This is a genomic window from Streptomyces sp. NPDC048411, assembly GCF_040704695.1.
Lineage (GTDB): Bacteria > Actinomycetota > Actinomycetes > Streptomycetales > Streptomycetaceae > Streptomyces.
Map to the genome: position 1 here is coordinate 12031 of NZ_JBEZKL010000081.1, position 20947 is coordinate 32977.

Annotated in this window: 17 protein-coding genes; 9 read left to right on the plus strand and 8 right to left on the minus strand. The window is 69.3% G+C overall.

Annotated features, from left to right (window positions below; translation table 11 throughout):
• Positions 1–17: 17 nt before the first annotated feature.
• Positions 18–2048, minus strand: coding sequence for a hypothetical protein (locus AB0915_RS25245; RefSeq protein ID WP_366693243.1), 2031 nt, complete (start codon positions 2046–2048; stop codon positions 18–20).
• A gap of 388 nt (positions 2049–2436) precedes the next feature.
• Between AB0915_RS25245 and AB0915_RS25250 the strand changes: the two genes are divergently transcribed.
• On the plus strand, positions 2437–2844 hold the full coding sequence (locus AB0915_RS25250; RefSeq protein ID WP_366693244.1) for a hypothetical protein: 408 nt from the start codon (positions 2437–2439) through the stop codon (positions 2842–2844).
• Between the two features lie 150 nt (positions 2845–2994).
• Here AB0915_RS25250 and AB0915_RS25255 read toward each other — a convergent pair whose 3' ends face one another.
• Positions 2995–3366: a DUF192 domain-containing protein gene (locus AB0915_RS25255; protein ID WP_366693245.1), complete on the minus strand. Its 372-nt coding sequence runs from the start codon at positions 3364–3366 to the stop codon at positions 2995–2997.
• A gap of 104 nt (positions 3367–3470) precedes the next feature.
• On the opposite strand from AB0915_RS25255, the gene AB0915_RS25260 reads away from it, so the two are divergent.
• Positions 3471–4283 carry a prepilin peptidase gene (locus AB0915_RS25260; protein ID WP_366693246.1) on the plus strand — a complete coding sequence of 271 codons (813 nt, stop codon included), beginning with the start codon at positions 3471–3473 and terminating at the stop codon, positions 4281–4283.
• Between the two features lie 88 nt (positions 4284–4371).
• Positions 4372–5154: a class I SAM-dependent methyltransferase gene (locus tag AB0915_RS25265; RefSeq protein WP_366693247.1), complete on the plus strand. Its 783-nt coding sequence runs from the start codon at positions 4372–4374 to the stop codon at positions 5152–5154.
• A 457-nt stretch (positions 5155–5611) separates the two neighbouring features.
• Here the strand turns inward: AB0915_RS25265 and mgrA are convergent, their stop codons facing one another.
• Positions 5612–6652 carry an L-glyceraldehyde 3-phosphate reductase gene (gene mgrA, locus AB0915_RS25270; protein WP_366693248.1) on the minus strand — a complete coding sequence of 347 codons (1041 nt, stop codon included), beginning with the start codon at positions 6650–6652 and terminating at the stop codon, positions 5612–5614.
• Positions 6653–6852: 200 nt separating this feature from the next.
• Here mgrA and AB0915_RS25275 point away from each other — a divergent pair, with 200 nt between their 5' ends.
• The 4 genes from AB0915_RS25275 (at position 6853) to AB0915_RS25290 (ending at position 12152) form a co-directional block, all read left to right on the plus strand.
• Complete coding sequence (locus AB0915_RS25275) at positions 6853–7614, plus strand: isoprenyl transferase (protein WP_366693249.1); 762 nt, start codon at positions 6853–6855, stop codon at positions 7612–7614.
• A 565-nt stretch (positions 7615–8179) separates the two neighbouring features.
• Complete coding sequence (locus tag AB0915_RS25280; RefSeq protein WP_366693250.1) at positions 8180–9502, plus strand: PhoH family protein; 1323 nt, start codon at positions 8180–8182, stop codon at positions 9500–9502.
• 390 nt (positions 9503–9892) lie between these two features.
• Entirely contained in the window at positions 9893–10594 is a 702-nt protein-coding gene (locus tag AB0915_RS25285; RefSeq protein ID WP_366693251.1) for a lytic transglycosylase domain-containing protein, read from the plus strand.
• Positions 10595–10727: 133 nt separating this feature from the next.
• Complete coding sequence (locus tag AB0915_RS25290) at positions 10728–12152, plus strand: AI-2E family transporter (protein ID WP_366693252.1); 1425 nt, start codon at positions 10728–10730, stop codon at positions 12150–12152.
• 67 nt (positions 12153–12219) lie between these two features.
• Here the strand turns inward: AB0915_RS25290 and AB0915_RS25295 are convergent, their stop codons facing one another.
• Together AB0915_RS25295 and AB0915_RS25300 are read right to left on the minus strand one after the other, a co-directional pair.
• Positions 12220–12756: an alkyl hydroperoxide reductase gene (locus tag AB0915_RS25295; protein ID WP_366693253.1), complete on the minus strand. Its 537-nt coding sequence runs from the start codon at positions 12754–12756 to the stop codon at positions 12220–12222.
• Positions 12757–12768: 12 nt separating this feature from the next.
• Positions 12769–13323, minus strand: a complete 555-nt coding sequence (locus AB0915_RS25300) for a peroxiredoxin (protein WP_366693254.1) — start codon at positions 13321–13323, stop codon at positions 12769–12771.
• 131 nt (positions 13324–13454) lie between these two features.
• Here AB0915_RS25300 and AB0915_RS25305 point away from each other — a divergent pair, with 131 nt between their 5' ends.
• Positions 13455–14414 (plus strand): hydrogen peroxide-inducible genes activator, encoded by a 960-nt coding sequence (locus AB0915_RS25305; protein ID WP_366693255.1) that lies wholly within the window; start codon positions 13455–13457, stop codon positions 14412–14414.
• Positions 14415–14471: 57 nt separating this feature from the next.
• Here the strand turns inward: AB0915_RS25305 and AB0915_RS25310 are convergent, their stop codons facing one another.
• From AB0915_RS25310 to AB0915_RS25320, 3 genes are read right to left on the minus strand one after another with little or no spacing between them, the layout of a single operon-like run.
• Entirely contained in the window at positions 14472–16880 is a 2409-nt protein-coding gene (locus AB0915_RS25310) for an FtsX-like permease family protein (protein ID WP_366693256.1), read from the minus strand.
• On the minus strand, positions 16877–17563 hold the full coding sequence (locus tag AB0915_RS25315) for an ABC transporter ATP-binding protein (protein ID WP_366693257.1): 687 nt from the start codon (positions 17561–17563) through the stop codon (positions 16877–16879). The genes AB0915_RS25310 and AB0915_RS25315 overlap by 4 nt, the downstream gene beginning before the upstream one ends.
• Complete coding sequence (locus AB0915_RS25320) at positions 17560–18084, minus strand: PadR family transcriptional regulator (RefSeq protein WP_366693258.1); 525 nt, start codon at positions 18082–18084, stop codon at positions 17560–17562. The genes AB0915_RS25315 and AB0915_RS25320 overlap by 4 nt, the downstream gene beginning before the upstream one ends.
• Before the next feature lie 492 nt (positions 18085–18576).
• Between AB0915_RS25320 and AB0915_RS25325 the strand changes: the two genes are divergently transcribed.
• Complete coding sequence (locus tag AB0915_RS25325) at positions 18577–20856, plus strand: transglycosylase domain-containing protein (protein WP_366693259.1); 2280 nt, start codon at positions 18577–18579, stop codon at positions 20854–20856.
• The last annotated feature ends 91 nt before the right edge of the window (positions 20857–20947 follow it).

The following is a 20947-nucleotide window of genomic DNA, read 5'->3' on the forward strand; positions in this document are numbered from 1 at the left end:
GGTGCTGCGTACGGGGCTCACTTCGCGCAGTAGCTGTACGGGAGGAGATTGCGCTTGTCGCCCTGCGGAGCTCCGAGGAACTGCGCGTTCGTCAGATTCTCCTTCTTGTGCTCGTCCGAGAGGGAGAATCCGAGGCTCATGCCGAGCGAGACCTCGAAGCCGAACTCCTGGGCGTCCGTCTCGCCGTGGTACTGCATCGTGCTCGACAGACCGTCCTGGAACATCATCTGCTCGAACGGGTCGGTTCCGTCGGGCTTCTGCTGAAGCGACTTGTCGCCGAACATGTACTCGAACGGAGCGGTGTTGTTGCCGCTGCCGTCCAGCCACTGCTCGGCGATGGCCCGCTTGTCCTCGGTCGCCTTGTCGGTGTCCTTGCCGAAGACGATCGAGTTCGTCTGGACCTCGATGCCCGTGTCGCCGGACGAGTCGGTGGCGCCCGCCTTGCCGCCGCGCTTGTCGCCGTCCTTCTTGCCGTTGTCGCCCTTGGCCTCGCCCTTGTCGGACGTGGAGCCCGTCTCGACCGTCTTCGTCATGTCGATACGGACAATCTTGCCGGTCTTCTGGTCACGGGTGACGGTGATGGCCCCGGTACGGGTGTCCTTCGCCCCGGCCGTACCGGTGAGCGGGCCGGCCGAACCGCTGGCCTTGCCCTCCAGTTCGAGCTTGGCGGTGTACGTGTACGACTCGTTGCCGTTGACGTCGTCCTTCGAGATGGTCACCTCGGGGGAGAACTTGGCCTTGCCGCCGAGCTTCGCGCCGAGCTTGGACTCGTCGCCCGCGCTGATGTTGAGACCGCCGTCCGCGTACACATTGAGGCCGATCGTCGAGTAGGAGATCTTCTTGTTGCCGATCTGCTTCTCGACGTCCTTCTTCTTGTCCGCCCACTTCATCCCCGAGTACCAGTTACCGCCGTAGGCGCCGCTGTACTTCGTGGAGGCCTCCCACATCTTCATTTCCTCGATGTCGTCCCGCATCTTCTTGGCGTCCTCCTCGCTCTTGAAGACCCAGGTGTCACCGTTGGTGATCTTGACGCCGCCGCCGACGTCGATATCCGCCTTGCCCAGCTTGCCGAGCTTGAAGCCGGGGGTGCTGGCGTTGACGCCGACGGATGCGGCGTCGGTGAACGTCATGTAGACCAACTTGTCGTTCTCGTCGACCTTGCCGTCCCCGTTCACATCCGTTTTGGCCTGGCTGACCTTCTGCTGGAAGCCGTACTCGTTGCCCCACTCGAACCAGCCGATCTTGACCTTGTCGCCGACCGTTTCGGAGACGCTGGAGATCTGGCAGAGCTTGGGCTCGTAGTCGGCATCCGTCTTCGGCTTCGCGACCGGGTTGTTGCCACCGGTGGTGCACCCCCCACTGCCGCCACCGAGCGAACTGATCGCACACCGGATCCGCTCGCCGATCTGACCGCCGACACCGGCCATCGCCATCGCGCCGATCATCGTGACGACGAGGATGATCACCCCGAGGTACTCCATGGCGGTGGCGCCGCTGTCCCGCCATGAGTACGAGTGCGGGGTGACGGACTCCGCGCTGTCGTCGTCCTCCAGCAGCCGGTCGACGGCCAGCCCGGCGGCCGAACCGGTGACCAGCACCACGAGCGGCATCAACACACCCTCGACGCCGACGAGATGCCACGAAACGAAGAGGCCGTACGCGAGTCCGGCGACCGGCACACCCAGGGCGGCGGCCAGATACACCGGGCGGGACTCCCGCTGCTCCTCGGGCAGGACGCGGGCGGCGGCCAGGACGGTGAGCAGAGTGGTGATGACGCTGGGCACATGCAGCAGACCCAGCCGCCAGGTGAACTCCTCGAGCCGCGCACCCGTGGCGAGGGTCTCCACCAGCCCGCGGCTCACCAGGAAGCCGGCGACGATGTAGACGAGGGCGCCGGTGGCCCAACTGCGCGTCAGCGGAAAGAACGCACCGCCGCCGCTTCGGGCTCCGCCCTTCCAGCCGGGGCCACCACCACCCGGCCGGCCGGGACCCTGCCCCGGCGGTATATGGCCCGCGCTTCCGTGTCCCCAGCCCCCACCACTGCTCACGGCTCTCCCTCTCCGACGCTCACTCGGCCTGCTCGTCCCCCGCTGACTGAACCTCGGGTGTGGCGTGAGCGTACGGGCGAACTGGCCGCGTGACCTGGGCCCTTGGCCCCAAACACGGGCCCAAGTGCGCAGCGGTGGCGGCGAATTCGGCGACCTGCGATGCGGGTACGGACCCGGCGGTCGATCCCGGCGGCCACGGGACCTGCGGAACGGCCGTCGCGACGCCCCTGCAACGGCTCCGGCTGGGCCCCGGCGTGAGCCCTCGGGCCCAAGACGGCCTCGTCGACGGGTGGTTAGCGTCGCGTCCCTGAGGTTCTGAAGGTTCCGCCGGCACCCCACGTACGCACTACGACCGCGGGGCCGGGCGGACTCCCGGAAGGGTGGAAGAGTGACGACTGGCGCGCAGACGGCAAAACAGCTGACGCTGACCGATGAGGAGTCCCGGCTCCTGCAACAGGGCCTGATCGAGTGGAGCGGCCCCGCGCGGTGCACGGAGGAGTTCGCCGTGGCCATGGGCTTCGACGGCGCGGACGACCTGAACCGGCGAGGTGCCCGGATCCGTACGGCACTTGCGGCCAAGGAGCCCCTGGAACCGATGGACTGGGCACGGGCCCTGCTCGCGACGGAACTGGCGTTCGCCAGCGAGGTGGTCGGCTCGGGATACGAATGGTCCACGACCACCGGCTGGTCAGACGACATGACGGTGAAGGTCCTGCGCTCCGCCCAGCTGAAACTGATCCGCACGGTGACCCCGCTGGTCGGCCGCGGCCTGGGCACACGCCGCCCGGCCTCCTGAGAGCCTGTCGGGCGACCTGTGATCGGGCGGACGATCGAAGGTCACCCGACAGGCTCTGAGCCGCAGCCGTCACCCGCCGCGACCGCCCGCACCGGGCCCGGCCCGGCAGCGAGGCGGATCGCCCCGGACCTCCTGACCCAAGTCCCCGTGTCAGGAGGTCTGGACGACCCGCACCCGGGCCCCCGGCCGCAGCCCCCACTTCTCCATCGTCCCGGCCTCCGACTCGATCACGTGCCGCGACCGCAGCCGCACCATCCCGAGCCGCCCCGGCTTCATTGTGCGGACCGCCACGACATTGAACTTCCGGTCCAGGTACGCCACATCGATCGCGAACCGCATCCGGAACGTGTGCACACTCCCGCACGGGGTGATCATCAGCGCCCCGCCGATCCCGTCCTGACCGAGCAGCCCCTTGGATCGAGCCCGGTACGAGGCGGCGATCCGCAGCGGCACCTCCTGCTCGGGCCCGCCCTCCCGGTCCGTGACCGTCAACGTCCCGTTTCCATTGCGCCATTGACCCATGGCCACGAAGGTAGCGCCCGGTGACCGCCGCTGGGCCCGGAACCGTACGCAGTGGGCCCCTGGACCCATGACCCGTGCGCGTCCACCGGCCTAGGGTCGGTTCCGTGTTCGCCATGTTGCTGGGGGTCGCCGCGCTCTGGGGCGCCGCGACCGGACTGCTGGTCCCTCGCGCCGCCTACCGGTTCTCGGTCGAACCGGACGACGCATGGCGGGACACCTGCCCCGCCGGCCACCCCTTCAGCGGGGTGGCCCGCGGCTGGCTCGGTTCTCCCCGGTGCGCTGCGTGTGCCGGGGTACGGACGGCTCCGCGGGCGGCAGCGGTTGTCGCTTCCGTGCCGGATGCGGGCAGTGGTGAAGCCGGGAGAACGGCTGAGCGTTACGCCCCCTCCCTCCTCACCCCTGTCGTGACCGCCCTCGGCTGCACCGCCCTGGCCGCGGCCACCGGACTCCGCCCCGAGCTCGTCGTCTGGCTGCTGCTCGCCCCGGTCGCCGTGCTTCTCGCCACCATCGACCGCCGTGTCCACCGGCTGCCCGACCAGCTGACGCTGCCGCTCGCCGGCGCGGCCGCGCTGCTCCTGGGCGGTGCGGCGCTGCTTCCGGAGCATGCCGGATCGTGGACCTCCGCACTGCTCGGAGGGCTCGCGCTCGGCGGCTTCTACCTCCTGCTCTTCCTGATCAACCCGAACGGGATGGGCTTCGGCGACGTCAAGCTCGCCCTGTCGCTGGGCGTGGCCCTCGGCTGGTACGGGTGGGCGATCGTCTGTGCGGGAGGCTTCGCCGGGTTCGTGTTCGGTTCGGTGTACGGCTTCGGGCTGATGATCCTGCGACGGGCCGGGCGCAAGACGGGCATCCCGTTCGGGCCGTTCATGATCGGGGGCGCCCTGCTCGGGCTCCTGTTGGGCGGTCTCGCCGTCTGACGGCCTGCCGTACCGCTCACGGACCGCCGGGAACGGGGGACCCGGAATCCGGTCGCGTCCGCGGGCGCACCGGTGACACCATCACTGTATGCCCGGAACACCCGAAGAGGAACGCGCACGCTTCGACGCACTCGTGGCCGAGGCCGCTGCCGTCTCCGTCGACGGCTGGGACTTCTCCTGGCTCGACGGCCGGGCCACCGAACAACGCCCCTCCTGGGGCTACGCGCGCGCCATGGGCGAGCGGCTGGGCCGGGCCCACGCCGCCCTCGACATCCAGACCGGCGGCGGCGAGGTCCTTGCCTCCGCCCCGAAGCTGCCTCCGCTCACCGCCGCCACCGAGTCCTGGCCGCCGAACATCGCCCGCGCCACCGCCCGACTGCACCCGCTCGGCGTCGTCGTGGTCGCCGATGCGGACGAGCCGCCGCTCCCGTTCGGGGACGCCGCCTTCGACCTGGTGACCAGCCGTCACCCGGTGACCACCTGGTGGACGGAGATCGCACGCGTCCTGCGACCCGGCGGCACCTACTTCTCGCAGCAGGTCGGTCCGGCGAGCGTCTTCGAACTCGTCGAGTACTTCCTCGGCCCGCAGCCGCCCGAGGTGCGCGGCGCCCGCGACCCGCAACAGGCCGGTGCCGAGGCCGAGGCGGCCGGGCTGGAGGTCGTCGATCTGCGGCTGGAGACGCTGCGTACCGAGTTCCTCGACATCGGCGCCGTCGTCTACTTCCTGCGGAAGGTGATCTGGATGGTGCCCGGCTTCACGGTCGAGCGGTACCGGCCGCAGCTGGCCGCCCTGTACCACCTCATCGAGACCGAGGGGCCGTTCGTCGCGCACACCACCCGCTTCCTGATCGAGGCCCGCAAGCCGCGGTAGGCGGTCAGCGCCGCCCACACCCTCCTCGACGGGATTCCGGACGGCGCGACGCAGGCCGCAGTCAACCGGCCCGTACCGCACCGACTTCGCCGGCTCCCGGGGCCACCATCACCCGTACCTGATCGACAGCGCCCCGGTCTGCCGCGAAGGCGTGGTGTACGGCGCGGTGGAGCGCGCGGCACCGGCTGCGTGAAGCCGGAGGGCGGTCACTGATTTCCGGCCGGGAGGGCCCGGAGTCAAGCCGACGCCTCCGGCAGCACACCTGCCTCATCCGCCCCTTCCGCCCCAGGAGCTGTGCTCGGACCGGAGTCCACCGAATTCGGAGAGTGATTGTCGAGTGGCGTGGCACGCAGCATCACTTACGAAGGGTTATGGTGGAAACCCCCCCTCGGGCCGGTCCGTATCCCCCCCCACGGACCGGCCCGTTTTTTGTACCCGTCCGGCGAAGACCGGACTCTCAGCCCCGGCCGGCCCAGATGTTGGTGCCGGCGGTGTCCACGGCGAAGGTGTCGATCTCCTTCAGCTCCTCGGCCGACAGTGCCGGCCCGGCGAGCGCCGCGACGTTCTCCTCCAGCTGCTTCACGCTCGAAGCGCCGATCAGGGCCGACGTCATCCGGCTGTCCCGCAGCACCCAGGTGAGCGCCAGCTGAGCGAGTGACTGCCCGCGCCGCTGCGCGATGTCGTTCAGCCCGTTCAGCCGGCGGATCACCTCGTCCGAGAGCAGATCAGGGTCGAGGGACTTGCCCTGGGTGGCGCGCGAACCCTCCGGGATGCCCTTCAGGTACTTGTTCGTGAGCAGCCCCTGGGCGAGCGGCACGAAGGAGATGCAGCCCATGCCGGCCTCCTCCAGCGTGTCGAGCAGCCCGTCGTCCTCGGTCCAGCGGTTGATCATCGAGTAGGACGGCTGGTGGATCAGGGCCGGCACGCCCATCTCCTTGAGCAGCGCGGCCGCCTCGGCGGTCTGCTCCGAGTTGTACGAGGAGACGCCCACGTACAGCGCCTTGCCCTGCTGCACGGCGGAGGCCAGCGCACCCATGGTTTCCTCGAGCGGAGTGTCCGGGTCGAAGCGGTGCGAGTAGAAGATGTCGACGTAGTCGAGCTGCATCCGCTTCAGCGAGGCGTCGAGCGACGACAGCAGATACTTGCGGGAGCCCCATTCGCCGTACGGGCCGGGGTGCATGTCGTACCCGGCCTTGGTCGAAATGATCAGTTCGTCACGGTACGGGGCGAAGTCCTGCTGGAAGAGCTTTCCGAAGTTGAGCTCGGCGGAGCCGGGCGGCGGCCCGTAGTTGTTGGCCAGGTCGAAGTGGGTCACACCGAGGTCGAAGGCGCGGCGCAGAATCGCCCGCTGGGAGTCCAGGGTGCGGTCGTCGCCGAAGTTGTGCCACAGGCCGAGCGAGACGGCGGGGAGCTTGAGACCGCTGCGGCCGGTGCGGCGGTACTCCATGGAGTCGTAGCGCGAACCGGCGGCCCGGTAGGAGAAAGAAGAATCAGTCACGTTTCCCTCCTTATCACGGACTTGTGACAGGCCGGGTTGGGCCGGTGCGGTGCCTGCGCAGTAATGTGGCGGCCTCGGGGACTGCCACGGCACGGCGGAGCTACGGACTCTGCGGACCGGTGCGACGATCCCCACGGGGTCGACCCCCGACCCCGGGCAATGGGGCGGGAGGGCCCGCACGGAACCGAGAGGTGAACTCAGTGAACTTGCGCGACCTGGTGTACGGGCTCTACGCACGCCGGGTGGAGGCCCGCCTCGACCACGCCCAGGTGCCCAAGCACATCGGTGTCATCCTCGACGGCAACCGGCGCTGGGCGAAGGCGTCCGGCGGCACGGCCGCGCAGGGGCACCAGGCGGGTGCGGACAAGATCCAGGAGCTTCTCGGCTGGTGCAGTGAGACCGATGTCGAGGTCGTCACCCTGTGGCTGCTGTCCACGGACAACTTCGACCGGCCCGAGTCCGAGCTGAAGCCGCTCCTCGGCATCATCGAGAACACGGTGCGCGACCTGGCTGCGGACGGCCGGTGGCGCGTCCACCACGTCGGCACCCTCGACCTGCTGCCCGCGGACACGCAGACCGTCCTCAAGGAGGCCGAGCAGGCCACGTCCGGGGTCGACGGAATACTGGTCAATGTCGCCGTCGGCTACGGCGGGCGGCAGGAGATCGCGGACGCGGTCCGGTCGCTGCTGCTCGACCACGCGTCCAAGGGGACGTCCTTCGAGGACCTGGCGGAGATCGTCTCCACCGACCTGATCTCGGAGCACCTCTACACGCGGGGGCAGCCGGATCCGGACCTGGTGATCCGCACGAGCGGCGAACAGCGGCTGTCCGGCTTCATGCTCTGGCAGAGCGCGCACTCCGAGTACTACTTCTGCGAAGTCTTCTGGCCGGCGTTCCGCAAGGTCGACTTCCTCCGCGCGCTGCGCGACTACGCCGCCCGAGGCCGCCGCTTCGGCGGCTGACGCCGCCCGCCTCCTCCACGGAACCCTTCGGCCGGGTGGGCCCGGACCCGCGTGCCCGGAGTCGTCACGTGCCGCCCTCCACGGAACCGGTTCCGTCCTCCGTCGCCGGACGGGCTCGAGTGCCCGGCGGGGGCCCGCGTGCAGGGGCGGGTCCGAAGAGCAGCCAGTCCGGCGTTTGAGGACGGAACCCTTGGCCGGGCGGCCCGGACTCGCGCGCCCGGGGCGCTGTCCCCGGACGGCCCACACCCGAACCCACGCGCCCTGGGGTACCACTCCCGGCTCACCCGCGCCCCCGGCGCGGCATGGCTTCGCGTGTTCGAGGGAATACCCCTGACAGGTCGACGTCCGGTCAAAAACCAGGCGGACGTCGTGTCCAAGTGAGCGGCATGGAGTCCGCTCGCCCGGGAGGCCCTTTGCACACGAAGGACCGTACACACTGTGCGGCTGACGCGGAGGGCCGGAGCTCGGCCCGTGCAAGAGGGTCGCAGCCCGGTCCGTCCTCTCCCATTGGGATGCTCCGCGACGCCGTCGCACCCCAACCTCGTCCGAGGGGGTACGTCCTTCCGTGGTGACCAGCACAAAGCGCCGCATGCCCGACAGGCGCACCTATGTTCTCGACACCAGCGTCCTGCTGGCCGATCCGAACGCCATGGCCCGGTTCGACGAGCACGAAGTCGTGCTCCCGATCGTCGTGGTCACGGAACTGGAGGCCAAGCGGCACCATCCGGAGCTCGGCTACTTCGCCCGGCAGGCCCTGCGCCTGCTGGACGACTTCCGGGTCCGCTACGGCCGGCTGGATGCCCCGATTCCGCTCGGGGATCTCGGCGGGACGCTGCGCGTCGAACTCAACCATTCCGACCCCGGCGTGCTGCCCGCCGGCTACCGGTTGGGGGACAACGACTCACGGATTCTCGCGGTCGCGCGCAATCTCCAGGCCGAGGGGTATGACGTCACGGTCGTCTCCAAGGATCTGCCGCTGCGCATCAAGGCATCCTCGGTCGGTCTCCTCGCGGAGGAGTACCGCGCCGAGCTCGCCGTCACCGACTCCGGCTGGACGGGCATGTCGGAACTGCCCCTCTCCGCCGATCAGGTGGATCTGCTCTTCGGGGAGGAGACGCTCTACGTCCCCGAGGCCGCCGACCTGCCCGTGCACACCGGACTGGTCCTGCAGTCCGAGCGCGGCAAGGCGCTCGGCCGGATCACCGCCGAGGGCCATGTGCGCCTCGTCCGCGGCGACCGGGAGGCCTTCGGGATCCATGGCCGCAGCGCCGAGCAGCGCATCGCTCTCGATCTGCTGCTCGACCAGGACGTCGGCATCGTGTCGCTGGGCGGCCGGGCCGGCACCGGCAAGTCGGCGCTGGCGCTCTGCGCCGGTCTGGAGGCCGTCCTGGAGCGGAGGCAGCACCAGAAGGTGATGGTCTTCCGGCCGCTGTACGCGGTCGGCGGCCAGGAGCTCGGCTATCTCCCCGGCACCGAGGCCGAGAAGATGAGCCCGTGGGCGCAGGCCGTCTTCGACACGCTCTCGGCGGTCGCCGGGCGCGAGGTGATCGAGGAGGTGCTGAGGCGCGGGATGCTGGAGGTTCTGCCGCTCACCCACATCCGGGGCCGCTCGCTCCACGACGCGTTCGTGATCGTCGACGAGGCGCAGTCGCTCGAACGGAACGTCCTGCTGACCGTGTTGTCCAGGATTGGGGCAAATTCCCGAGTGGTGCTCACGCATGACGTGGCGCAGCGGGACAACCTCCGGGTCGGCCGGTACGACGGAGTCGTCGCCGTGGTCGAGAAGCTGAAGGGCCATCCGCTCTTCGCGCATGTCACGCTCACCCGTTCCGAGCGCTCGCAGATCGCCGCGCTGGTGACCGAAATGCTGGAGGAAGGTCAGATCTGATACGGGATGCGACCATTGATGCCGCCCGGCGAGCCGAAGAGCTTAGCCGGGCGGCATCGTGCTGCGGCACCCTTTTCGTAAAACACGTGGACCAAACGGGGTGTGAGCTTTCACACGCAACGGAGAATTGCTTCGCGGCGGCCCGTTCCGGCAGAGTCTTGCTTCCGTCAGGCCCCGCATACGGCACACCCGCACCTCCAGAGGTGCCACGCATCAGACAACTCAACAATCGCCGTCCGTATGCCGCCCGCGAGCACCACGCGGCACTCCTCCAGGGGAGTCGCCCACCGGGCCCGTGCCTCCCGTGACCCAAGCAGTAGGGAGGCCAGTGCCAGGGGCACGATTGCGCCCGCGAGGTCACCTAAGCGGGCGATGCTGGAAGGACACCGTGTGAGCCGGATCTCGGTCCGGGGGTTCGCCGTGGCATCTGCCACTGCGGTCACCACCGTCGGCGCCGTCGTAGGCGTTGCATCGGGCAGCACTCCTGCTGCCGACGACAACAACTTCGAGGCGACCGCAGCCGACACGACGCTTCTCGCCGACATCCCTGCGGGCCAGCAGGCCCAGGTGCAGACCGCCTCGCTGACGCAGCAGGCGGACGCCCAGGCGTCCGCAGCCGACGCGGCAGCGAAGAAGTCCGTGGAAGAAGCGGCCCGCATCCAGGCCGCCAAGGACGCCCAGTCGAAGAAGCAGGCGGCCGAGGACAAGCTGGAGAAGGAGCGTCAGGCCAAGGCGGACGCCCAGCGCGCCAGCCGGTCCGCGGTGCGTTCCGCCTCCGCCTTCGCCACGCAGAGCTCGTACACCGTGGCCGAAGTCCAGGCGATGGCTCGCCAGATGATCCCCGGCGACCAGTTCCAGTGCTTCAGCAATATCGTGAACCACGAGTCGACTTGGAACTACCGGGCGACCAACGCGTCCTCCGGTGCGTACGGTCTCGTCCAGGCGCTCCCCGGTTCCAAGATGGCGTCCGCCGGTGCCGACTGGCAGACCAACCCGGCCACCCAGATCAAGTGGGGCCTCGGCTACATGGACGGCCGCTACGGCTCCCCGTGCGGTGCCTGGTCCTTCTGGCAGGCGAACCACTGGTACTAGAACCTTCCGAGGTTCCGGTCTCAACCTTGCGAAGCCCCTCACCGTCCTACGGTGAGGGGCTTCGCGCGTGTACCGTCGTCCGGACGACTCCGGGGGAGTGGTGTGGAGAGAACTCGGGGGTAGAGAAACACTCATGTCGAAACTGCCAGGATGGCTCGGGCGGCTGGGCGCCGAACTGAGCGAGCTGGGCGACCGCCTGGAGGAACGTCGCGCCGCGGCCGAGGCCGAGGGGGATGTCGAGGGGGAACGGGACGCGCAGGCCGAAGTCCCGGTCGCGGTCGTCGCCGCGGTGTCCACCGCCGAAGACCGGTCCACCGCCCCCGGCCGGGTCCCGGCGCCGCCCGCCTACGCACCCGCGGTCGCCGCCCGCCCCGATCCGGTCGCGGCGATCCCCTGGGGGATGCGCGTCGCGGCCGAGGCCGGCTGGCGGCTGCTCGTCCTCGCGGGCACGCTCTGGGTGCTGATGAAGGTCATCAGCGCCATACAGCTCGTGGTGCTGGCGTTCGTGGCCGCGCTGCTCGTCACCGCGATGCTGCAGCCGACCGTCTCCCGGCTGCGGCGGTACGGGCTGCCGCGGGGTCTCGCCACCGCCGTCACCGCGATACTCGGCTTCGTCATCATGGGCCTGGTCGGCTGGTTCGTGGTCTGGCAGGTCATGGACAACCTCGACACTCTCTCCGACAAGGTGCGGGACGGTATCGAGGAGCTGAAGCGATGGCTGCTCGACAGCCCCTTCCATGTCACCGAGCAGCAGATCAACGATGTCGCGAAGAATCTCAGCGACACCATCGGCACCAACACCGAGGAGATAACCTCCGCCGGACTCCAGGGCGTCACCGTGATGGCGGAGCTTCTCACCGGGATGCTGCTGGCGATGTTCTCGACGCTCTTCCTGCTGTACGACGGGAAGCGCATCTGGCACTGGGTGCTGAAGCTGGTGCCCGCGCAGGCACGGCCGGGTGTCGCGGGCGCCGGGCCACGTGCCTGGGGGACGCTGACCGCCTATGTGCGCGGCACGGTGCTGGTCGCCCTGATCGACGCGATCTTCATCGGGCTCGGCATCTGGTTCCTCGATGTGCCGATGGCGGTGCCGCTCGCCGTCTTCATCTTCCTCTTCGCCTTCATCCCGCTCGTCGGCGCGGTGATCTCCGGAGCGCTCGCGGTGGTCGTCGCGCTGGTCACCGAGGGGGTGTTCACCGCGCTGATGGTGCTGGTCGTGGTGCTGGCCGTGCAGCAGATCGAGGGCCATGTGCTGCAGCCGTTCATCCTCGGCCGTGCGGTACGCGTCCACCCGCTCGCCGTCGTCCTCTCGGTCGCCGCCGGCGGCATGATCGCGGGCATCGGCGGTGCGGTCGTCGCGGTTCCGCTGGTCGCCGTCACCAACACGGTGGTCGGCTATCTGCGGGCGTACGGGCAGGAGCAGGTGCTGCGGCACGCACCGCAGCCGCGCGGCGCCTCGGCCGACGGCGTCGCCCCGACCCGGGCGCCGGGACCGCCACCCAAGGACCACGGCGTCGGCGACGCCGATATGGAAGCGGCGCAGCCGGCGACGGAGTAGGGCAGAAGAAGGGCCCCGAGGACGGTCGGTCGTCCTCGGGGCCCTTCTCGTATCAGGGGTGCTGCTGTTACTGCTCGGCGAGCACGGCCTCGGCTTCGAGGGTGACGCCGACCGCCTGGATCACCGAGGCGATCTTGACGGCTTCCTGAATGGTCTCACGGTCCACGCCGGCCTTGCGCAGCACCTGCTCGTGTGAGTCCAGGCACTGGCCGCAGCCGTTGATCGCGGAGACGGCGAGCGACCACAGTTCGAAGTCGACCTTCTCCACGCCCGGCTTGCCGATGACGTTCATCCGCAGACCCGCACGGAGCGTCCCGTACTCGGGGTCCGACAGCAGGTGCCGGGTCCGGTAGAAGACGTTGTTCATCGCCATGATGGCGGCCGCCGACTTCGCCGCGGTGTACGCCTCGGCGGAGAGGTTGGCCTTGGCCTCCGGCGCCAGCTCGCGCAGCACCTTCGGCGAGCGTGAGGCGATCGCGCAGGCGAGGACGGTACCCCACAGCTGCTGCTGCGGGAGCTCGCTGTTCCCGATGACCGAACCGAGGTTCAGCTTCAGGTCCTTGGCGAAGTCCGGAACAGCGGCCTTCAGTTCGTCGAGTGCCATGTCGGTGTCAGCTCACTCGCCGGAGAGGAGCGCGACCGGGTCCAGGGTGCTCTCGCCCTTGGTCCAGTTGCACGGGCACAGCTCGTCGGTCTGCAGGGCGTCGAGGACCCGGAGGACCTCCTTGGGGTTACGGCCCACGGAACCGGCGGTCACCATCGTGAACTGGATCTCGTTGTTCTGGTCGACGATGAAGACGGCGCGCTGCGCGAAGCCGTCCTCGCCCTCGATGCCGAGGTCACGCATGAGCTCGTGCTTCGAGTCGGCCATCATCGGGAAAGGCAGGTCGGTCAGGTCCGGGTGGTCCTTGCGCCAGGCGTGGTGCACGAACTCGGAGTCACCGGAGAAGCCGAGGATCTGGGCGTCACGGTCGGCGAACTCGTCGTTCAGCTTGCCGAAGGCGGCGATCTCGGTGGGGCACACGAAGGTGAAGTCCTTCGGCCACGCGAAGACGATCTTCCACTTGCCCTCGTAGGTCTTGTGGTTGATCTGCTCGAACTCCTTGCCGCTCTCCAGCGAAACACAAGCAGTCAGGTCGAACTCGGGGAACTTGTCACCGACAGTGAGCACGCGCTCTCCTTGCAGCGTAGGAATTCCCTTTTGCGGGAGTTCCTGAGGGTTGGACGGTGTCCACCATGACACAGAGGGCATTGATCGCGGAAATAGCTATACTTGGTCGTGATGATCGGAGGTGCCTATCAGTGGCGCAGGGTAACCAGGGCAATCGCCCCAAACAGCCCAGCCTGTCGCAGCTGCGCGCCTTCGCGGCCGTGGCCGAACATCTGCACTTCAGGGATGCGGCGGCAGCAATCGGGATGAGTCAGCCCGCGCTCTCCGGAGCCGTGTCCGCGCTGGAGGAGACGCTCGGTGTCCAGCTCATCGAGCGTACGACGCGCAAGGTACTGCTCTCGCCCGCCGGGGAACGGCTCGCGGTGCGAGCCCGGGTGGTGCTGGAGGCCGTGGGCGAGCTGATGGAGGAGGCCGAGGCGGTCCGGGCGCCGTTCACCGGAGTGCTCAGACTCGGTGTGATCCCGACCGTCGCCCCGTATCTGCTGCCGGCCGTGCTGCGGCTGGTCCACGACCGCTACCCGGAGCTCGACCTCCAGGTGCACGAGGAACAAACCTCGTCGCTGCTGGAGGGGCTGGCCGCCGGACGGCTGGACCTGCTGCTGCTCGCCGTACCTCTCGGGGTGCCGCAGGTGACCGAACTCCCGCTTTTCGACGAGGACTTCGTGCTGGTCATGGAGCGCAGCCACTGGCTGGGCGGGCGCACCGACATTCCGCGCGAGGCGCTGCGCGAACTGCCGTTGCTGCTGCTCGACGAGGGGCACTGCCTGCGCGACCAGGCCCTCGACATCTGCCGGGAGGCGGGCCGTACGGAGGGGGCGCCGGTCACCACGACCGCGGCCGGGCTCTCCACGCTGGTGCAGCTGGTCGCGGGCGGACTCGGGGTGACACTGCTGCCGCGTACCGCCGTGACCGTCGAGACCGCCCGCAACGACGCGCTGACCACTGGGTACTTCGCGGAGCCCGCGCCGACGCGGCGGGTGGCGCTGGGCATGCGGACGGGGGCGGCCCGACAGGGCGAGTTCGAGGAGTTCGCCGCCGCGTTGCGTGAGGCGATGCGGGCGCTGCCGGTACGGGTGACGACGGGCGCGTAGAGCAGGAGGAAGGGGTGCGGTCCCCCGGGGACCGCACCCCTTGCGACCACCGCGCCATCACTCCGTGCGCAGGCCGTCCGGCTGCATCAGGCGCCACACCGATGGCAGCGAGACCAGAGTCACCAGCAGGATCAGTGCCGCTCCCGCGCCGGTCATCGGGAGGAACAACCACCAGTCGGTCACCTTCTTGGCGACCATCCAGACCATCACCGCACCCAGGCCGAGACCGCCCGCGACGGCCACCACCAGGCCGATGACCACCGGTACGGCGGTCTGCCAGAGCACCGACCAGCCGAGCGTGCTCCGCTGGGTGCCGAAGGCGACGAGGACCGAGAGCAGCCGCTTGCGCTCCCGGAGCTGTTCCAGCTGCGACACCAGCATCGCGGCGGCGATCAGCAGCAGGGTCGCGGTCGCGCCGACCTGGAGACCGGTCTGCACGCTGGCGTACTGGCGGTCACGGGCCACCGACTTGAGGGTCACGACGCGCATCCCGGGGTCGAGCCGGGCGGCCGTGTTCCGTACGTACTCGGCGACGTCCTTGACACTCTCGTCGACCCGGATCTGCGCCTTGGTCTGCGCGTGCGGCAGGGTGCTCGGGTCGATCGCGCCGGCCGTCGCCATGATGCCCCAGTGCTCCTCTCCCATCGGATCGCGGCGGGGGGAAACAGTCGGAGTGTCGGCGGGCAGGGTCCACAGCTTCGACTTCTTGCCGGGTGCCGATCCCACCTCGTAGTCGAGCTCGACCGCCTCGCCCTTGCGGGCGGTCTTGTCCATCCACTCGGCCATGTCCTTGTCCCTGGGGTGGACGATGAACGCGTCGCCCTCCTTGCAGGAGCCGATCCGGGCGATCTCGCGCAGAGTCGCGCAGTCGCCCACGGTCAGCGAGGTGGTGGGCTGGACTTCGTCGTCCTTGTACGTGCCCGGCTTGAAGGCGTACGCCTCGACCGTGCCGATGACCGCCTTCACGCCCTCAGTGGCCCGGAACTCCTTGATGGTCCGGGTGGCCGCTTCACCGGTGACGTTCTCGGAGAACGTGTAGAACTGGGCGCGCGCCGGGTCCTGCCCCGTCATCCGGTTGAACTCGTCGCCCACCGCGGCGAACAGCATCTGCAGTGCCACCGCACCCGCGACCGCGACCGCGATGCCGCTGACCGCGCGGGAGGCCGCCCCGCTGCTCAGCTGGAGCCTGCGGGTGGCCAGCTGCCAGGGCACCGGTCCGCCACGCAGCCGGTTGACGCACGCCTCGACCAGCCAGGGCAGCAGCAGCGCGAGCCCTGCCAGGACCAGTACAGCGCCGCCCGCGATCGGATACGGATTCACCGGGGAGAACTCGTCGACCTTGCCGGTCAGCCCGAGCACCGCCAGTCCCGCGACGGGTATCAGCAGCCGCCACCAGAGCCGGCGCCTGCGATTGTGGCCGTTGCGTACGACGCCGAGCGGTTCGATCACCACCGAACGCAGGGCGGTCAGCGTGACGAGCACCGCCGCCACGGGAACCGCGACGGCGATCAGCGCCGTCAGCCAGGGGTCGGGGACCAGGTCCGACGGGAAGGCGCTGACGTCCCACACCTCGACGGAGCCCATGAACTGACGCCCCACCAGGAAGAGCACCAGGCCGGTCAGCAGGCCGAGCAACGCCCCGAAGAGCGCCTCGCCGGCCGCGATCCGGCGGGTCATTCGGATGTCCGCACCGACCAGACGCAGCGCGGCGAGCCGGCGGTCGCGGCGGTCCCCGCCGAAGCGCACGGCCGTCGCGATGAAGATGGCGACCGGCACCAGCAGCACCACGCAGATCATGATGATCAGCACGATGAGAATGGGCGGCATCTCCTTGCCCGGGCCCGGGTCGCCGTAACCGGCGATCCGGTGGCCGCCGTTGGCGGGAGTCAGGGTGTCGCTGCCCACGTAGAAGAGCAGCTCTCCCGGGGCCACCAGGCCCGCCTCGCCGATCGTGCCGGTGATCCGGTACGGCAGCCGCTCCTTGAGAAGGCTGCCCTCCGAGGAACCCAGCAGGCCCTTCAGCGTGGGGGAGACCACCATCTCGTCCGTGCCGGGGAAGCGCGCGACGCCCGGCGGGACGACCGGGTGGGCGCCGTCCGCACGCATCAGGAAGCCATCGATGGTGCGGCCGCGGTACTCCGTCTCTGCGCTGATCCGGAGCACCGAGGTGTCCGACTTCTTGGCCAGGGCGTCCGGCGACTCGGAGATCTTGGTCTCGGTGCGGGCCTGCTCACGCGCGGAACGGTGGTCGATCAGATGCGGCACGGAGGAGGCGGCCAGCAGCAGCGCCACACCGAGGCCGACGCCGACGGCGGTGAGCAGGGTGCGGGTCCAGCCCTCGCGCCCTCCTGAGCAGGCGAACCGTATGCCGAGACCAAGATCGCGCAGCAGTGCGGCGGACCGGGAGCGCTCGGTGGGCCGGGGCTGCTCGGTGACCGGGTCCGTCGTGCGGTCGAGCAGGGTCATACCGCGTGCTCCGGATCGAGGGCCCGGCCGTCGCGCACGGTGACGTCACGGTCGGAGTAGGCGGCGAGGCGGACCTCGTGCGTCACCAGGACCACGGCGACGCCGGCGGACCGGGCGGCCTCGGTGAGCAGCTCCATGACCCGCTCGCTGTTGAGGGAGTCCAGGGCGCCGGTCGGCTCGTCCGCGAAGATCACCTTGGGGGAGGAGGCGAGGGCGCGGGCCACGGCCACGCGCTGACCCTGGCCACCGGAGACCTCGGCGGGGCGCTTGGCGCCGAGGTCGTCGACCTCCAGGCGCTCCATCCATGTCAGGGCGGTGCGTTCGGCGTCCTTGCGCCGGGCGCCGCTGAGCCGGAGCGGCAGGGCGACGTTCTCCACACAGGTCAGCTCCGGGACGAGCTGGCCGAACTGGAAGACAAAGCCGAACTCGGTGCGGCGCAGGGCGCTGCGTTCGGCGTCGGACATCGTGGAGAGCTCGCGGCCCGCGTAGGTGACCGTGCCGCGGTCGGGGGTGACGATCCCGGCGAGGCAGTGCAGCAGGGTCGACTTGCCGGAGCCGGACGGACCCATCACGGCGACGACCTCGCCGGGGTGGATGGAGAACGAGGCGCCGTCGAGCGCCGGTGTCGAACCGTACGACTTGTGCAGGTCGTGTGCGGTCAGCAGGGAACCGGCGGGGGTCACGGGTTCACCACCTTCGCGAGCTGGCCGAGTCGCGCGGCGGTCAGTTCCAGCCAGCGGAGGTCGGCTTCGAGGTGGAACAGCGCGTGATCGCAGATCAGCTGGTCGGCCAGGTCGCCCTTGCGCTTGCGGTCGGTGAGGATACGCATCAGGCGCAGGTGCTCGGAGCGCTGGGCGTCCAGCAGATCGGCGGCGCTGCGGCCGGTGAGCAGGGCCAGGACGACCTTGGTGTAGAGCGTCGACTGGAGATACGGCTCCGGCTTCTCGGGCTGGGCGAGCCAGGCCGAGACATCGGTGATCCCGGCCTCGGTGATGGCGTACCGCTTGCGCTCGGGGCCGCCGCCGCTCTCGATGCCGTCGACCTCGACGAGGCCGTTCTTGAGGAGCCGGGACATGGTCGAGTAGACCTGCCCGTAGTGCAGGGGGCGGTCGTGGCCGAACTTCTCGTCGAACGTGCGCTTGAGGTCGTAGCCGTGGCGGGGGCCGGACTCCAGAAGTCCCAGCAGGGTGTGGCCGATAGACATGTTGAGCACTATACGCGGCGTGTATACCTAGGGTGTATACCCGATCCCGGGCCGACCCTGATGAGCCTTCCCGTGCCCGTTTCCGGAACCGCGTGCTGCCGGCCCCCTGGCCCCGGTCCTCGAGTGCCGGGCGACCAGGGTCTGGTACAGGGCGTCCCTATTGAGCACCGACTGCGCCGCCTGGTCTCCGTACAGCACGACCATCGGATTGCTGACGGGTTCCGGCATCGTTGGGCGCGGGTCGGTGTACGAAGCAGGATGGTCGGTCATGGAATCGCCCTGATTGTCTGGTTAAAAGTGCTGGCAATCTGCTCGCGGATCAGCTGTCCTCGCAACCATGCGCACCTCTCGTGAGTCGGTTCCCTAAGGAGCGGGTGCTGATTGTCACGTCCGCAAAGGGCCGGATCTCTTGCTTTTTGTCCCCACCGACAGTGTTAGCTGGCTGGGCCGAGGGGGATCCGGGCGAGCAGAGAAACAGGGAGCAAGACAGCGATGGGTCGAGCGGATGCGCGACGAGCCCAGCAGCGCGGTGCGCGACGGGCTACGAAGAGCGGCGGCATACGCAGACTCTTCACGTGGAAGAAACTGCTGGGCACCTTCTTCGGGTTCTGCCTGCTCGGCATGGGCACGTTCCTCGTGCTCTACATGATCGTGGACATACCCGAGGGCAACGCCCAGGCCAAGCTCCAGAGCAACGTCTACAAGTACCCCGACGGCACTGTGCTGGCCCGTACCGGCGAGGTCAACCGGGAGATCGTAGGGCTGTCCGAGGTCCCCAAGGACGTGCAGCGGACCTTCGTCGCCGCCGAGAACAAGTCCTTCTACACGGACCAGGGCGTCGACTTCAAGGGCACCGCGCGCGGTCTGATCAACACGTTGTCCGGCAAGGGCAAGCAGGGTGGCTCGACGATCACCCAGCAGTACGTCAAGAACTACTACCTGGACCAGGACCAGACGATCACCCGCAAGCTCAAGGAGCTGGTGATCTCCCTCAAGGTCGACCAGAAGAAGAGCAAGAACGACATCCTTGCCGGGTACATCAACACCAGCTACTACGGTCGTGGCGCCTACGGCATCCAGGCCGCCGCGCAGGCGTACTACGGCAAGGACGCCCGGGACCTGAACGTCGCCGAGGGCGCCTACCTCGCGGCGCTGCTCCAGGCGCCGAGCCAGTACGACTGGGCCGCCGCCTCGCCCACGGGCAAGCGGCTGGTCAAAGAGCGCTGGAACTACGTACTGAACAACATGGTCGGCGAGCACTGGCTGGACGCCGGCAAGCGCCAGGGGCTGCAATTCCCGGTGCCGCAGGCCCCCAAGCCCGCGGACGGTCTCACCGGCCAGAAGGGCTACATCGTCAATGCGGCGCGGGCCGTGGTGCAGAAGCAGGAGCACCTCACCGATGAGCAGTTCGACGCGGGCGGCTGGACCATCACGGTCACCATCGACAAGAAGAAGCAGCAGCAGCTGGAGCAGTCGGTCAAGGACGGGCTGACCAGCAAGCTCGACACGAAGGGCCGCAGCGTCGACAAGGATGTGCAGGCCGGCGCGGTCTCGGTGGATCCGAAGACGGGCGGGGTCCTCGCCCTGTACGGCGGCACCGGGCTGACCGAGCACTGGACGTCGAACGCCACCCGGCGCGACTACCAGCCCGCCTCCACCTTCAAGCCGATCATCCTCGCCGCGGCGCTCGACCAGGAGGCCCGGACGCAGGACGGGCAGCCGATCACCGCCAACACCCGGTACGACGGCAACAGCCGGCGCCCGGTCCAGGGCAGTGACATCGCCTTCGCGCCGCCCAACGAGGACAACGCGAACTACGGCCCGGTCACCGTCCAGACGGCGATGAACAAGTCCATCAACTCCGTCTTCGCGCAGATGGGCGTGGACGTCCACATGGACAAGGTGATGGAGACCGCGGGCAAGCTCGGCATGAACGTCGAGGGCCTGCCGGTCGTGCCGGCGCAGACCCTCGGCTCCATGGGCGCGAGCCCCATGGAGATGGCCGGGATCTACGCGACGCTCGACAACCACGGCAAGAAGGTCACCCCGTCGATCGTGAAGTCCGCCTCCCGGCAGGGCGTCCCGATCGCGCTGCCCGACCCGATCGGCGAGCAGGTGATCAGCCGCCAGGCCGCGGACTCGGTGACCTCGGTGCTGACCGGCGTGGTCGACGACGGCACGGCCCGGGCCTCGGTGCGCGACGCCCCGGGCCGCGGCGGCCAGCAGGTGGCCGGCAAGACGGGCACCTCGGACAACAACAAGTCGGCCTGGTTCACCGGCTACACCCCGAAGCTCGTCACCTCGGTCGGTCTCTTCGGTGAGGCCGCCGAGTCCCACAAGGGGGCCGACGGCAACCAGATCCAGAAGGGTGCGCAGGTCACCCTGAAGGGCGCCGCGGGCGGCGGCCGCGTCAACGGCGGTGGCTTCCCGGCCGAGATCTGGGCGGACTACACGTTCCAGGTGATGGGCGGGACCAGCACCTTCAACCTCGACACGAACATGGGTGCGGCCGTGGCGCCGCCGCCGCCGACGTCGACCTCGCCGAGCCCGAGCACGCAGCCGTCGGAGTCGGCCAGCCCGTCGGGCGAGCCGTCCAGCGCGGCACCGTCCTCCGAGCCGCCGGCGGACAGTCCGCCCCCGTCGACGTCGTCCGACCCGACGCCCTCGGGCGACACGTCGAGCGGGCCGCCGACCGTCCCGGACCCGACGGACACCGCCCAAGTCCCGCTGAAACCGGCGGACGGCAGGCAGAACAGCCATTCGCAGGGCTGACGCACAGCTCACCCGGCCGATACGGCGAAGGGTGCCACGGATAGGCTCCGTGGCACCCATCGCCCGAACCGCCCGCGGGCGGGGGCAGTAG

Excerpts from the sequence above, each read along its gene's own strand:
- AB0915_RS25255 (WP_366693245.1), bottom strand. The coding sequence starts at position 3,366 with ATGGGTCAATGGCGCAATGGAAACGGGACGTTGACGGTCACGGACCGG.
- AB0915_RS25265 (WP_366693247.1), top strand. The coding sequence starts at position 4,372 with ATGCCCGGAACACCCGAAGAGGAACGCGCACGCTTCGACGCACTCGTG.
- AB0915_RS25290 (WP_366693252.1), top strand. The coding sequence starts at position 10,728 with ATGTCGAAACTGCCAGGATGGCTCGGGCGGCTGGGCGCCGAACTGAGC.
- AB0915_RS25295 (WP_366693253.1), bottom strand. The coding sequence starts at position 12,756 with ATGGCACTCGACGAACTGAAGGCCGCTGTTCCGGACTTCGCCAAGGAC.
- AB0915_RS25310 (WP_366693256.1), bottom strand. The coding sequence starts at position 16,880 with ATGACCCTGCTCGACCGCACGACGGACCCGGTCACCGAGCAGCCCCGG.
- AB0915_RS25320 (WP_366693258.1), bottom strand. The coding sequence starts at position 18,084 with ATGTCTATCGGCCACACCCTGCTGGGACTTCTGGAGTCCGGCCCCCGC.
- AB0915_RS25325 (WP_366693259.1), top strand. The coding sequence starts at position 18,577 with ATGGGTCGAGCGGATGCGCGACGAGCCCAGCAGCGCGGTGCGCGACGG.